This is a genomic window from Parasedimentitalea huanghaiensis (assembly GCF_009753675.1).
Taxonomy (GTDB): domain Bacteria; phylum Pseudomonadota; class Alphaproteobacteria; order Rhodobacterales; family Rhodobacteraceae; genus Parasedimentitalea; species Parasedimentitalea huanghaiensis.
In genome coordinates this window covers 51,751-66,245 of sequence record NZ_WQLV01000010.1, presented here as the reverse complement: position 1 = coordinate 66,245, position 14,495 = coordinate 51,751, and the positions used below count along the sequence as shown (strand labels likewise).

At 54.1% G+C, this 14,495-nt stretch carries 12 protein-coding genes; all 12 read right to left on the bottom strand.

The genetic code is table 11. The features are described from left to right. Nucleotides 1-2: 2 nt before the first annotated feature. Nucleotides 3-884 (bottom strand): carbohydrate ABC transporter permease, encoded by an 882-nt coding sequence (locus GO984_RS15880; protein ID WP_157023604.1) that lies wholly within the window; start codon nt 882-884, stop codon nt 3-5. Then, a complete protein-coding gene (locus tag GO984_RS15875; protein ID WP_157023603.1) occupies nt 884-1,780 on the bottom strand; it encodes a carbohydrate ABC transporter permease in 897 nt (298 codons plus the stop codon). Before GO984_RS15875 ends, GO984_RS15880 begins: the two co-directional genes overlap by 1 nt. A 75-nt stretch (nt 1,781-1,855) precedes the next feature. Beyond that, nucleotides 1,856-3,106, bottom strand: a complete 1,251-nt coding sequence (locus tag GO984_RS15870; protein ID WP_157023602.1) for an ABC transporter substrate-binding protein — start codon at nt 3,104-3,106, stop codon at nt 1,856-1,858. A 49-nt stretch (nt 3,107-3,155) separates the two neighbouring features. After that, entirely contained in the window at nt 3,156-4,673 is a 1,518-nt protein-coding gene (locus tag GO984_RS15865) for an aldehyde dehydrogenase family protein (RefSeq protein ID WP_157023601.1), read from the bottom strand. 2 nt (nt 4,674-4,675) lie between these two features. Next, nucleotides 4,676-5,443, bottom strand: a complete 768-nt coding sequence (locus tag GO984_RS15860; protein WP_157023600.1) for an enoyl-CoA hydratase/isomerase family protein — start codon at nt 5,441-5,443, stop codon at nt 4,676-4,678. Beyond that, nucleotides 5,440-7,011: an acyl CoA:acetate/3-ketoacid CoA transferase gene (locus tag GO984_RS15855; protein ID WP_157023599.1), complete on the bottom strand. Its 1,572-nt coding sequence runs from the start codon at nt 7,009-7,011 to the stop codon at nt 5,440-5,442. Before GO984_RS15855 ends, GO984_RS15860 begins: the two co-directional genes overlap by 4 nt. 3 nt (nt 7,012-7,014) lie before the next feature. Beyond that, complete coding sequence (locus tag GO984_RS15850) at nt 7,015-8,016, bottom strand: Gfo/Idh/MocA family protein (protein ID WP_157023598.1); 1,002 nt, start codon at nt 8,014-8,016, stop codon at nt 7,015-7,017. A gap of 298 nt (nt 8,017-8,314) precedes the next feature. Continuing rightward, nucleotides 8,315-9,340 (bottom strand): NAD-dependent epimerase/dehydratase family protein, encoded by a 1,026-nt coding sequence (locus GO984_RS15845; RefSeq protein ID WP_157023597.1) that lies wholly within the window; start codon nt 9,338-9,340, stop codon nt 8,315-8,317. A 138-nt stretch (nt 9,341-9,478) separates the two neighbouring features. Continuing rightward, the gene (locus GO984_RS15840; protein ID WP_157023596.1) at nt 9,479-10,858 is read right to left on the bottom strand and encodes a M20 family metallopeptidase; all 1,380 of its coding nucleotides are present in this window, start codon (nt 10,856-10,858) and stop codon (nt 9,479-9,481) included. Beyond that, on the bottom strand, nt 10,855-12,438 hold the full coding sequence (locus tag GO984_RS15835; protein ID WP_157023595.1) for a gamma-glutamyltransferase family protein: 1,584 nt from the start codon (nt 12,436-12,438) through the stop codon (nt 10,855-10,857). The genes GO984_RS15840 and GO984_RS15835 overlap by 4 nt, the downstream gene beginning before the upstream one ends. A gap of 55 nt (nt 12,439-12,493) precedes the next feature. Beyond that, nucleotides 12,494-13,459: an ABC transporter ATP-binding protein gene (locus GO984_RS15830; protein WP_157023594.1), complete on the bottom strand. Its 966-nt coding sequence runs from the start codon at nt 13,457-13,459 to the stop codon at nt 12,494-12,496. Next, nucleotides 13,456-14,493: an ABC transporter ATP-binding protein gene (locus tag GO984_RS15825; protein ID WP_157023593.1), complete on the bottom strand. Its 1,038-nt coding sequence runs from the start codon at nt 14,491-14,493 to the stop codon at nt 13,456-13,458. The genes GO984_RS15830 and GO984_RS15825 overlap by 4 nt, the downstream gene beginning before the upstream one ends. Nucleotides 14,494-14,495: the final 2 nt, after the last annotated feature.

Genomic DNA, 14,495 nt, shown 5'->3' with positions numbered 1-14,495 from the left:
TCTTATCCTTTGACGCTGCCCGCCATCAGACCACGCACAAAGTAGCGGCCGGCGACGATATAAACGAGAAGAGTTGGAAGGGCAGCGAGGATCGCACCCGCGAAGTGGACGTTGTATTCTTTCACACCGGTTGATGACTGAACCAGATTGTTCAACGCTACGGTCATCGGCTGGCTGTCGAAATCTGCAAAGGAAGCCCCAAACAGGAAGTCATTCCAGATATTGGTGAACTGCCAGATGACGCTCACGACGATGATCGGTCCGGAGGATGGCAGCAAAAGGCGCCAAAAGATGCGGAAGAACCCAGCACCATCAATCTGTGCAGCCCGGACCAGTTCGGTTGGGAACACCTGATAGTAGTTTTTGAAGTAGAGCGTGGTGAATCCCAGCCCATAGACCACATGCACCAGCACCAGTCCGGGGGTTGAGCCTGCTAACCCGGCCAGCCCAAGAATACGTGCCATTGGGATCAATACGATCTGGAACGGGATGAAACAGGCAAACAGCATAAAGCCAAAGATCAGGGTGTCATATTTGAACCGCCATTTGGTCAGCACATACCCGTTCAGCGCCCCGAGTATGGTCGAGATAGCAACAGCTGGAACTACCATTTTGATAGAGTTCCAGAAATAGGGTTTTAGACCCGTTGGATCGACCCCAATCTGGGCGGTTGCCCAGGCTTTTACCCAGGGATCGAATGTCCAGTCCTGTGGCAGGGCCATCATGTTGCCACCGGTGATCTCAGTCAGTGGCTTCACAGAATTGATGACCATGATGGCAAAGGGCAGCAGATAGAACAGAGCAAACAGCAACAGAACAAGGTAAAGCGCAGTACGGGTGATACGCCCAGTACGTACCGCGGTGTCAGTTGAACCAGCAGACATCAGTTCTTCTCCCGCAGTTCAGAGTAGAGATAGGGCACCATGATCGCGACGATTGTCATCAACATGATCACCGAGGATGAGGCACCAATGCCCATTTGGTTTCGGGTGAAGGTGTAGGAATACATAAATGTTGCCGGCACTTCAGTCGCACGGCCCGGACCACCACCTGTCAGCGCAACAACAAGGTCATAAGACTTGATTGCCAAATGGCTGAGGATCACAAATGCCGACAAAAAGGCAGGGCGAAGTTGCGGGATGATAATCCGGTGATACAGTTGGAAATTGGTTGCACCATCCATCTGAGCCGCCTTCAGCATTTCATTGTCGATCCCACGAAGGCCAGCCAGGAACATTGCCATCACAAAGCCAGAGCTCTGCCAGACAGCGGCTAAAACAACGGTGTAGATTGCGTAGTCCCGGTTCTTGATCCAATCAAAATGAAAGCTTTCCCAACCCCAGAGATGCATGGTGTGTTCAAGCCCAATGCCCGGATCAAGAAACCACTTCCAGGCGGTCCCAGTCACGATGAATGACAACGCCATCGGGTAAAGGAAAATGGGCCGCAGCACAGATTCACCCCGGATTTTCTGATCCAAAAATATCGCCAGCATCAGCCCAATTACTGAACAGATGATGATATACAGCGCAGCAAAGACAATCAGGTTATTGACCGCAATATCCCAGTGGCGAAGCCGGAACAGTTTGTCATAGTTCTCAAAGCCGACCCAGCCATACGAGGGCAGAATCCGACTGTCCGTAAAGCTTAGGTAAACCGAAAACAGGATGAAACCGTAGACAAAAACCAGCATCAACGCCAATGATGGCGAGAGCACAAGTTTGGGCACCCAGGTCTGCAATTTCGTTTTGAAATCCGCATCAGCGGCAGGGGTTGCCATGACGGGCCTCCCTCCAATTGTCGTAAGGAATTTGGGTGGGGTGCCGGGCAAACACAGTTAGCCCGGCAAGGAGTATTACTTGGCGATCGACACAGCGTCGACAAGCTCAAGCGCCGCGGTTGCAGCGTCATACTCACCGTTAAAGTGAGCAGTGATCACATCATAGATCGCGTTTTTGACTGCAGCAGGCGCCGCATGACCATGGGCCATTGAACCGTACAGGTTCCCCGAGGCGGCCGCAGCGGCAAGATCTTTCATGCCCTGTTTCCCGCAGGCATCGAAAGCTTCGTCAGAAACGTCGGTCCGCGCTGGAACCGAGCCTTTTACAACGTTGAAGGCCGACTGGAATGATGGTGACAGAATGGCTGTTGCCAGTGCTGCCTGCTCGGCTGACACGTTTCCACCTTGGTCAAACATCGCAAATTGGTCCGCGTTGAAAGTAACCTGATCTTCGGTGCCTGGGAAACGGAAGCAAAGGAAGTCTTCGCCGGGCACTTTGCCTGCATTCAGGAATTCACCTTTTGCCCAGTCGCCCATCATCTGGAAACCGGCTTCGCCATTGATGACCATTGCAGTTGCAAGGTTCCAGTCACGGCCTGAAAAGTTTTCGTCTACATGACCGCGGATGACTTCCATGCGGCGGAAGGATTCAACCATTGTATCCGAACCCAATGCCTCTTCATCAAGATCGATAAACGCCGCTTTGTAGAACTCAGGACCACCAGCCGACATCGCAACTGCATCAAATACAGTGGCATCCTGCCAGGCTTGGCCGCCATGGGCGACAGGTGTGACACCCGCTGCAGCCAATGTTTCAAGCGCAGCTTCAAACTCTTCCCAGTTGGCCGGTACCGCAATGCCATTGGCATCCAGCACGGATTTGTTGGCCCAAACCCAGTTGGTCGAATGCACGTTGACCGGCGCTGAAACCCATTGACCATCGTGCTTTGCAAAAGCTTGCAATGCCTCTGGAATAACGTCGTCCCAACCTTCTTTTACGGCCACAGCATTCAGATCAGCCAAGGCATCTTCTTTGGCCCAGTCCAGAATGTCGAAACCCAGCATTTGTACAGCAGTTGGTGGATTGCCGGAGGTTACACGGGCCCGCAGAACCGTCATGGCGCTCTCGCCGCCACCGCCTGCAACCGGCATATCGTTCCAACCCGTCCCCTGCCCTTCAAGATCTTGCTTGAGCACGTTTAATGCAGCTGCTTCACCACCGGATGTCCACCAGTGCAAGACTTCAACGTCACCCGCATGGGCCATGCTGACTGAAACAGCCGCAGCCGCCAAAGTTGTGGTAGTTTTTAAAATGAATTTACGCATGTGGTTTCCTCCCTATTGCGTATCGATCCGTCTCTTTCTTCCGCAGAGATCAGATCCAGTTTGCGCGCGTACGGCCAATCCGCATTTGCACAGTTTTCACTTCCAGAAATTCTTCGAGTCCGTAGCGACCAAGTTCACGACCTTGCCCACTTTCCTTCACGCCTCCAAAAGGCAGCTCGGGGAAACCGTCCATCCATGTGTTAGTCCAGACAGTTCCAGCCTGCGCGCGCCGAGCAAATTCAAGGCATGTGTGAATGTTCTCGCTCCAAACACCGGCTGAAAGACCGTATGAGGCGTCATTCACAAGTGAAATTACTTCGTCCATTGTGCGAAAAGTCAAGACAGATAACACTGGGCCAAACACTTCCTCGCTAGCAATTGGCATGTCTGGCGTCAGACCCGACACAACTGTAGGGCCATAAAATGCACCGGGGAGACCGTCTATTTGTATAGGTGCGCCTCCGATTTCGATTTTGGCGCCTGCTGCCACGGCCTCGCGAACATAACCGTTGATTTTCTGCTGATGCCCATCATGGATGATCGCACCGACCTTGGTTTCAGGATCCAGAGGATCGCCAAACGGGACCTTTTGGGACAAGGACACAACGCGCGAGATGACCTCGTCCAGAATGTCTTCATGCACGATAATACGACTGCCTGAATTGCAGCACTCACCAGCGTTAAAATAGATGCCGAATACGATGGCGTCGATGGCACTGTCCAGATCAGCATCAGCAAACAGAACCTGAGGGTTTTTTCCGCCTAATTCAGACGATACCTTTTTAAGGGTATCACCAGCCGCTTTTTCGATGGTTTTGCCAACCGCGGTCGACCCGGTAAAGCTGACCATGTCAACACGAGGGTCTGTGGTCAAAACGGAACCAACGGGGTCACCAAATCCGTTGACGATATTGACTACACCCGCTGGCAAACCTGCCTCGATAAGAAGTTCGCCCAAGATGGCAGTGGTTGAAGGGGTCAGTTCAGATGGTTTCACAACACAGGTGCATCCCGCAGCCAGCGCAAACGGTATCTTCTGGCTTGCGATCAGAAACGGGAAATTCCAGGGCGTGATGATGGAAACAACGCCAATCGGCTCTTTTAGAACGATACCCAGCATGTCACGGCCAAGACTGTTGTGGCTATCCCCGTGCAGTGTCCGCGCCAGGGAAGCGGCATAACGCCAGATATCTGCAGCACCTTCGATTTCGCCCAAGGCTTGACTGATAGGCTTGCCACTTTCCAGCACCTCAAGTCGGGCAATTCTGGGACGGTTTTCATCAATCAGGTCCGCAACTTTCAACAGCAATGTCGCGCGCTCTTTGCCGGATAGATCAGACCAGACCCCACGTTCAAAGGCGCAGCGCGCTGCTGCTATAGCATCAGACGCATCGTTTGCGTTACCTTTTGAAATCAGGGAAACGGGTGTTCCATGCGCGGGTGAGTGGCGCTCAAAAACCTCTCCATTTCCATCGGTCCATGCGCCGTCAATCAAATGACGAACGCGGTTGATCTCGTCCCTAGGGGCATTTTTTCCAACAATCAGTGTTAAGTCGTGCTGGCTCATACTTATCTTCCTGAAAAAACGGGTGTGCGCTTTTCGCTGAATGCGGCAACACCCTCTGTTCTGTCGTCCGAAGCACCCATTGCGGCGCTTCCCAATGTCTCGATCAGAGCGGGCCTATCCTCGCCCACCCCGACATGGATCATGTTTTTGGTGATTTCAGTCGCGCGCGGAGACAGCTCCGCCGTCCGTTTTGCGATTTCTAGGGCAACACCCATAGGTTCATCTGCGACCTCGGCCACGAACCCCAAAGATTGGACACGATCTGCCCCAATCTGGCGCCCGAACAGGGCCATTTCTTTTAGCAGGGGTTCGGGCAGCAACCGCGCCAGTCTTTGTGTGCCGGACCATCCCGGCACGATACCAACACCCGCCTCAGGTAGTGCAATTCGTGCTTTGGTCCGCATTACGCGGATGTCACAGGCCGCAGCCAATTCCAGCCCGCCGCCAAAAGTATGTCCGTTCAACACGGCAATTGTTGGCTTGGACAGGCGCGCAAGCCGGTCAAATATGCGATGCCCATCGCGAACCCAACTACGCGCAAACTGCGCCGGTGGAAGAGAGGCCCAAGCCTTGATATCCGCACCCGTACAAAACGCCTTGGTTCCAGTTCCGGTCACCAACACAACACGGATACCGTCACGGAGTTCAAGCGCCTGACAGTGTTGATCAATTCGCTGCAACATTGGCACATCTAGGGCGTTTAGCTTGGCCGGATTGTCCAATCGAATTGTTGCCACCGCGCCCTGAATTTCAAGATGGACTGCGTTCATAGGGTCAGCCCCATCGGTCCGTCGCTCAGCAACGCCAGTGGCATTTCAATAGCATCCTTGGAAATTCTGACCCGCCCTTGTGAAGCCGCAACAATATCCCGTTCGGGTTGGATGCCCGGCATGATCTCAATTGCTTCCAGACCGGTCTCGGTCAGGCGCATCACGCAGCGCTCTGTGATGTACAAAACATCTTGGCCCAGTTCCCTTGACCGCTGCCCCGAGAAGGTCACATGCTCGACCGCTGCAACCATTTTGGAAAACTTACCCGGCTTGGTGATTGTCAGCCCCGTTTCATCCAGGCTCATCTGTGCTCCGGCTTCGAAGTAGCCAGAGAAGACAATCTTGGGTGCGTGGGCAACGATATCCACAAATCCACCACAACCCGCTGTCAGATATGGTTTTTTACCCAGTTTCGAGACGTTGACGTTGCCCTCTGTGTCCACCTCCATGAAGGAGAGGAAGGAAACATCAAAGCCACCTCCCTGAAAGTAAGTGAACTGCAGTGGGCTGGGAACAAACCCGTCTGCGTTTGACGCGCATCCAAATGCAAAACCAGTGAGCGGAATGCCCCCAACTGCGCCCTGTTCGATGGCCCATGTGACCTGGTCCGGATGCCCTTCTTCCAACAGGATACGCGGTACCATTGCTGATATTCCGAATCCCAGATTGGCAGTTTGACCCGCCTGCAACTCCATCGCGGCGCGACGGGCCAGAACTTTTTCGACCGAAAGTTGCGGAATAGAAAAGCTTGGGAATGGCCGAATGATCTCGCCCGAAATGGCGGGATCATATTGCGTTTCGGTGGTTTGCTTTTGGTCTGAATCAATCACTATCAGATCAACCAAATGCCCAGGTACCCGCACATCATGCGGGCGTAATGATCCTCGTGCGGTGACACGTTTGACCTGCGCAATAACGAGGCCGCCGTGGTTGCGAACAGCTATCGCTTGTTCCAGCCCACCCAAATAGGCTCCTTCATGTTCGTACGTCAGGTTTCCATGTTCATCCGCGGTTGTCGCCCGCAGAATGGCCACCTTGGGTACAATATTTGGAAAATGCAGCCAGGTTTCGCCGCCAAATTCCTGCCGTGACACAACAGGGATCTCTGCTGCTGCGGCATTCATTGCGCAGCCTTCGCGCATAGGGTCAACAAAGGTTCCCAATCCAACCTTGGTCAGCACCCCAGGCCGACGCGCGGCCACATCGCGGTGCATATCAAACAGGATGCCGGATGGAACATTATAGGCTTCAATCCGATTTTCGACGACCATTTTCCAGATCTCAGGCATTTCCAACGAAGAAGGCCCGGACGGATAGCTGCCTGCCAGAATTCGACGCAACAAGCCATCGCGCGCGATATGGTCGATCCCTTTGATGCCATACATATCGCCTGCTGCAATGGGATGTAGTGTAGTCAGGTTTCGCGGATGCCCTTCGTCCTCAAAACGCGCACCAATCGCTTGTAAGACAAGATCCGGACAACCCAGCCCAGACGACGATGAAATTGAGACGACCTGCTCGTCCTGAATTTTTGCGGCAGCTTCGGAAGCTGAAACTATTTTCGACATGGCTTAGTACCCTCCGTAATCAACGGTGGTGCGCTGGCCTGTCACGGCTGCTTTCTTTACCGCTTCGGCGACGGCAAGTGATTTCAGCCCATCCACACCAGTTGCTGCAGGCTGCCCGTCGCCTGCAACGGCGGTGGCAAACTTTGAAACTGATCGCTCATAGAGATTATGCGGCGAGTATTCGATACTCTCCTCGCCAGATGCCGTCCGCAACAGGATGTCTCCAACAGGCTGTTGGGTCATTACATTTCGCGCAATGACAGACCCTTTGCTTCCGTGCACTTCAATGCCTGAACCGGCAAATGGGTGGGTGAAGGATTCATGGGTTTGAACTGTGATCCCGGACGGGGTTGTCCAGACCGACATGACGCTGTCCTCTACATCCACGCCCATGGCACCAGACAATTCCTGCGCTACGATGTCGGCTGGGTCTTCACCCAGATAAAAACGCACCGTATCGGCATCGTGCACAACGATGTCGGGGATAACGCCACCACCAGCCAATGGATTATCAATACGCCAACCGCGCAGGTGCTCAGGCAGCATCACCGCGTGGAAGATGCGGATGCTTAGTACCTCGCCCAAGCGCCCTGTGGTGATGAGGTTGCGAATGGCCAAATGGCTACCCGCGTTGCGTAGGTGATGGTTCGTCGCAAGAACGACGTCTGAACCCTGGGCGGCACGCACCATTGTTGCGGCGTCTGCTACCGTCATCGCAAGGGGCTTTTCACACAACACATGCTTGCCTGCCGCGATCGCTGCCATGGCCTGCGGCAAGTGTTTCTCGTTTGTCGTAGAAATATAGACGGCATCAACATCGGATCCGTTCAGAATATCGCTAAGACTGGTCGTCGAGGCCGCAATTCCGTGTTTTGCAGCGTATTCTTTGCCCCGTGTTGGGCTTGAACTTAGTACTGACACCACGTCATGGCCGCTATTTGAGCGGATTGCTCCAATCATATGCTCTGATGCAATTGTGCTTGCACCAATCAGACCCCAGTTCATATGCGACTCCCATTGGAACGTTCCAGTTGGGCTATTTGTAATTCTGGAACGTTCCAATTGTCAACAGAGTTTTCTGATTTCCGCCGTAGACATATTGATCCTGCTCTGATGGCTTAAAGAAGGTTTCCATTGCAGTTCTTTTGGGCGTGCAGGATTACGTCCATGTTTGGTGCGAAACCAAACAGGCAAGATCTATTCGTACGCCCGCAGTCAGCTCAAAATTGGTATGCTCTGGACTGTAAAGCAGAAAGCTCAAGCCGCAGCCTGAACTCTCTGGTGGGTATCAGACACTCCACATTTAAGCTTTGTAGTAGTCGCGATACCAATCAACAAAGTTTCGGACACCAGTCACAACATCCACTTTAGCAGAGACCCCGGTCAGGTCTTGCAGTAGTCCCGCATCGGCCCATGTGGCCGGAACATCACCGGCTTGCATGTCCAACATGTTCTTACGCGCTTCTATTCCAATAGCTGTTTCGATTGCGCTGATGTAATCCATCAACGGAGTCGGAGCATTAGCGCCGATATTTACACTACGAAACGGTGCGACTGGGCTGAGGCTATCGCGATCTGAAACCGGAGCATCTCCGGGCACGGCTTCAATCAATCCGCAAATACCAGCAATCAAATCATCGATGTAAGTGAAATCACGACTCATGCGGCCATGGTTATACACGTCGATCGCTTCGCCAGCGAGCATCGCACGGGTGAATTTGAACAAGGCCATATCAGGACGACCCCAAGGCCCATAGACCGTGAAAAACCGAAACATTGTGGTGGGTAGCTGATACAAATGCGCATAGGAATGCGCCATAGACTCTGTCGCCTTCTTGGTGGCGGCATAAAAGGACATCTGCGTTTCGACCTGCATCCGTTCGTTAAACGGCATTTCGGTATTGGCACCATAGACGGATGACGTCGACGCCAGCAACATATGAGCAGGTGGATGAGCGCGGCCTGCCTCGAGCAATTCGAAGGTGCCAACCAGATTGGATTCCACATAGTCGCGCGGCGCATCAATGGAGTGACGGACACCTGCTTGAGCGGCCAGATGCACCACAGCATCGGGTTGATGTTCAGCAAACAATTGCATCAGCAAACCGGGGTCCTCCAGCTTGCCAATTACGGGGATGAATTCAGCGCTCTCTTGCAAGACCGCATGGCGGCGTTCTTTCAATGTGACGTCGTAGTATGGCGACAGGCAATCCAGTCCAATCACCCGCCAACCCTCTGCCAGCAAACGGGCCGAAAGATGATAGCCAATAAATCCGGCGGAACCCGTGACAAGCGCGGTACGGTGCGGGGTGAGCTTTTGATCCAACATGAGCCTTGACTGCCGCTATTTCCATTCGGTTGCAACGAGAAAGAGAGTGCTCGCACCATTGTACACAAAGAATAAGAGCTGAATGGAGCAACAGCTACTAAAACACAGCCTCTAGCCTAGTGGGCCACCGTTTTGGGTTCAAGGTGCCCCTGTTCCGATATCCCAAAACAGGCCAGCCATGAGACGTAGGGAATCTTGGCAAACCGCCTTTAAAACATGCTCGTTTGGTGCGTGCTGTGAGCAGCCGAGATAACTGTGCGGCACCCAGACGGTCGGCAGACCAAGGATATCCGCAAAACATTCGTTGGGCAAAGAACCGGCAAGGTTGGGAAGGATATGTGGCTTTTGACCACTGGTTCGGGTCAGCGAGTCTTCGACATATTTCACCCAGGGGTTTGCTGGGTCAAGACGGGTTGCCGGAAAGAATGCACGCTCATGTTGCTCGATCTGTACCTTCTGAAATCCGTGTTGATCAAGATGTCGGCGCAGCGCTGGCAAGATGTCTTCGGGCTTGGTCCCTACCACATAGCGCAATTGGCAAGTGGCGCGTGCCTTGGCAGCAATCGCATTCACTGGCGCTTCGGGGACTCCGCTCGTCATGGCGAGTATTGCAAAGGAATTCCACCCATAGACCCGTTCATTGGGCGTTAGGCTTTCCTCGCCCCAGTCCTCATCCACCTTTGGATCGTTGCTGTCATTGACGGGCAGTTCACTTATTGTGGCGCGGATATCGTCGGTGAGGCTGGTTGGGCGCCACGCGGGAATTTGGATTTGACCCCGGGCGTCGCAGATTGAGGCAATGGCATGTGAAAGGATGATGGCTGGATCTGCCAACAGGCCGCCCCAATTGCCGGAATGATGCGCTCCTTTACGCAAATCCAGTGTCAGATCAAATGATATGCCACCCCGCGCACCCATGAACATGGTTGGACGATCCGGCTGCAGTCGTGGCCCATCCGATGCAATCAGGACATCGGATTTCAGGCGGTCCTTATTGGCCTCCATAAATTCAGCCAAACCGGGTGAGCCTATCTCTTCGCTCATCTCGATCACGATTTTTATGTTAAAGCCCAACCTGCCACGTACCGCCAGAACGGACTCGAGTGCAGCGAGGTTGATGAGATGCTGAACCTTGTTGTCGGCTGTACCTCGGCCATACAGACGATCCCCTTCGTCAATCAGCTCAAACGGGTGCAACCCTTCGCGCCATTGTTCGGTCTGGGCCAAGACAACGTCACCATGCCCGTAGGTCAGGATTGTCGGCAAAGAAGGGTCTTCAATGCGGGCGCCGGTTAAAATGGGACCACCGCCGGCGTCTGGGTTATTATGCAGCACGCATTCAAACCCCAATGCTTCAAGCCGAGGCACCATAGCATCGGTCAAGTACTGCCCCAGTATGGAGGCTTGGTCCGGGTTCTGGCTCTCTGTCGCGAAAGCCACTAGCGTGGCCAGATCGGTGAAAAACTCACCACCTTGGAAATAGGTTTCTACGTGCTCCAACGCATTGTTACGGCTCATTGCGCAACCTCCTGCTCATGTATTGCATCGCCCCATGGCGACATGATTTCTGTACACCCCGAGTTCATTCCTTTCCGCCGCATGACCCCAGCCGGGCAGGCAAAAGCATAGGGAAAGACGGTTCGGCGCGTGGTGGTCACCGGATGCTCTGCGGCAAGCGCAGAAATCACATCAGGCGGCAGGCTTTCATCGGCCATAATTCGTTCCCCCCCCGAGACATCAATCCTTGCATGATGAAACGCAGCTGCCAGATCCATGTCAAAATCGGTGGCAAAGCTGCTGAGCTGAGCTACGGCTGAAACAATTTTGCGCCCCCCCGAAGCGCCAAAGGCAAAGCGTGTATCGCCTGTTTCGCCGATCACCGGGCAAACATTCATCAAACAAGGCTTACCACCGGCAAGGGAGTTTGGCCGTCCCTGTACCGGATCAAACCACATGATACCGTTGTTCATAACAAACCCTGTAGAGGGAGAGACAACTCGGCTGCCAAATATCGACAGCAACGTCTGGGTTTGTGACACCATGTTTCCGTCACGGTCGACCACTGAAAAATGTGTGGTACAGCCCTCAGTACCGGGGGCCTCGCCATCGTGGCCCATATGGGCTTGGCGATCTGCATAGGCCGACTTTAGTCCTGTAGCATAGGCGGTAAAGGCCCCTGCGCCCGGCACAGCGCCTTGCATATTGGTTTGTTCCATCACCCCCAAGGCATGACGGAATGTGGGCCCGGCTGTCAGGCCCGGTAGTGCGTGAAACTGTGATTCCCGATAGGCAAAGGTAAGCGCATCAGCAAAATGGGCATGGTAACTTCGCATATCCTGCATTGACAAACAGCCGCCTTTGGCCTGCACATCCTTGACCATGGCCTCGCCCAGGTCGCCGTCATACAGATCCCGCGCGCCTTTATCTGCCAATTGTTGCAAGCTGGCGGCCAGCGCCGATTGATCCAGCCGCTTTTCTGCAAGTGCCGTCCAGCCAGTAATCGTTGGCCAATGGCCATCTTCCAAAAATAGCTGTGCCGCATCTGGATCCTGGGCCAAGGCACGAGTGGTCGAGGCAATGATCAGGGCCGCATACCAATCAACCAGCAGCCCCTCTTGGGCAAATTCGATAGCTGGGGTCAGCAGTTCTGCCCAGGGCATTTTGCCATAGCGCCCATGCATCTTGCCCATGCCATCAACCACCCCGGGCACTGCGATGGATGTCGCGCCCTGCAGGTTTCGATCATCCACGACATGTTCCCAAGGGAACAGGTCGCCTGCCTGCCCTGCCCCACTCAACGGATAGTTGGCCGGGTCCAGCGCCGCAGGGGAGCGCATACCGTAATTCAACGCTTGTGCTTGGCCGTCTTCTGCCCGCCATAACATCAATGCACCGCCTCCTGCCGGGCCGCTCATCCAGGGTTCCAGCACACCAATGGCAAAGGATGTCGCGACAGCTGCGTCGACTGCATTCCCACCAGCGGCAAGAACCTGGGCACCGACCTCAGCCGCCAGGCTATGCTGAGCGGCAACAACACCGTATTCAGTTTCAATGACTGTTTTGGTGGTGGTTTGACTGCGCGATAGGCTGGAACGCATAGAGCGTCCTTTCTTAGGATAAAAACAAACGTTGAGGAAAGTAGAGTCCGATGCCTTATGGGCTATGCAAATGGCATTCGATTCTGCCATTTGGGTCAAACAAAGGTTCTGGGCGTTTTGATTTGCACAGATCCGAAGCGGCAGGACAGCGCGGGTGAAAATGGCATCCCTCAGGCGGCGCAATTGGGTTGGGATAGGACATGCCAAGATGGGTGTCCGGAATGCCAAGTTCAGGTTCTGGTGTAAGGACGGATTTCAGCAAAGCATCTGTATAAGGATGGCGCGCGGCGTCGAATAAGCCTCCAACGCTTGCTTCTTCGACAATACGTCCAAGATACATCACCGCCACGCGCGTCGCCAAATGTTCGATCACCGCCAGATTGTGGCTGATGAACAAATACGTGAGGCCAAATTCCTGACGCAACTCGTTCAACAGGTTCAGGATCTGGCTCTGTACGGATACATCCAGTGCCGAGGTCGGCTCATCGCAAATGACAATTTCGGGTTTCATGATCAAGGCCCGAGCAATAGCGACCCGCTGACGCTGGCCGCCTGACATCTGGCTAGGATAGTTGTTCATCACCCGCGCAGGCAGGCCGACAATATCCAGAATCTCACGAACGGATTTTTGTCGGCTGGCCTCATCCCCTATGCCATGCACGCGTAGGGGCAGCGCTATGATATCATAGATATTTTTGCGTGGGTTTAGCGAGGAATACGGATCTTGAAAAATCGGCTGTATCCGTCGCGCCAACGCTAAACGGTCCTGGCCACCCAAGGTTTGACCATCGACCAGGACCTCACCCGAGGTTGGAGCCTCAAGCCCAAGCAGGATGTTTGCTAAGGTAGACTTGCCACATCCGCTTTCGCCGACAAGTCCAAGCACCTCTCCACGAGCCAGTTTGATCGATACATCACTAATCGCGGTTAGCGGTTTGGATTTTCCAAGCAGACCCTGCTTAACTGAATAGGTCTTGGTCACATTGCGGAGTTCAAGAACAGGTGTGTCTGACTGGCTCATGCGTTGGCTCCTGTAGACTGAACAGCATCGGTTTCGAGGTCTTCGGGTTGATGAATACAACGGAAGGTGTGGGTCCCGGTTGGCGACGTATGCAACGGGATTGTGCCACGACAGGCAGGGGACGCATGCTCGCAACGGGTTCGGAAGGTGCATCCATTGACCTCGCCTACCAGCGACGGAACAATACCGGGAATGGTGCCCAGAACGGAACCACGTTTGGTTTTGCCCGGCAGAGGAATGCAGCGCAGCAACCCGCGTGTGTAAGGATGGGATGGCGCGGCGAAAATTTCGTCAACCGGCCCGGTTTCGACCAGCTCGCCCGCATACATCACAGCCACCTTGTCAGCGACCCGTGCAACCACACCCAGATCATGGGTGATCAGGATCATCGCCATGTTCATTTCGCGCTGAAGTTCCGCCAACAGCCGCAGGATTTGCGCTTGAATGGTGACATCCAGCGCGGTTGTAGGCTCATCTGCGATGATTAACTCCGGTTCACACATCAATGCCATTGCGATCATTACCCGCTGTCGTAATCCGCCAGACAGCTGGTGCGGATACTGGGACAAACGGCTTTCAGCAGCGGTGATGCCGACCTTCTCCAGCAGTTCGATGGCGCGCGCCCGTGCCTTTTTCCGATTGGTGCTACCGTGCAGGGTCAAGGCCTCCATCAGCTGATCCCCAATGGTGTAGGCGGGGTTCAACGAAGTCATCGGCTCTTGAAAAATCATCGACATCCGGGCGCCGCGCAGATTGCGCATGGTGCGGGCACTGGCCGTGGTCAGTTCAACTCCGTCAAACTCCATTTTGTCGGCGCGTGGGGTGATATTCTTCCCCAGCAACCCCATCAGCGCCAATGAGGTCAACGACTTACCAGACCCGCTTTCGCCCACGATGCACAGTGTCTCACCGCGTTTTAGGTCGAAACTGATGCCACGCACCGCATGTAGCGTGCCAGCAGCAGTGGGAATGTCGATTGTAAGATTGTCGATTGACAATAAGGGGATGTCCTGGCGGAAATTGTTCTGCGACATGG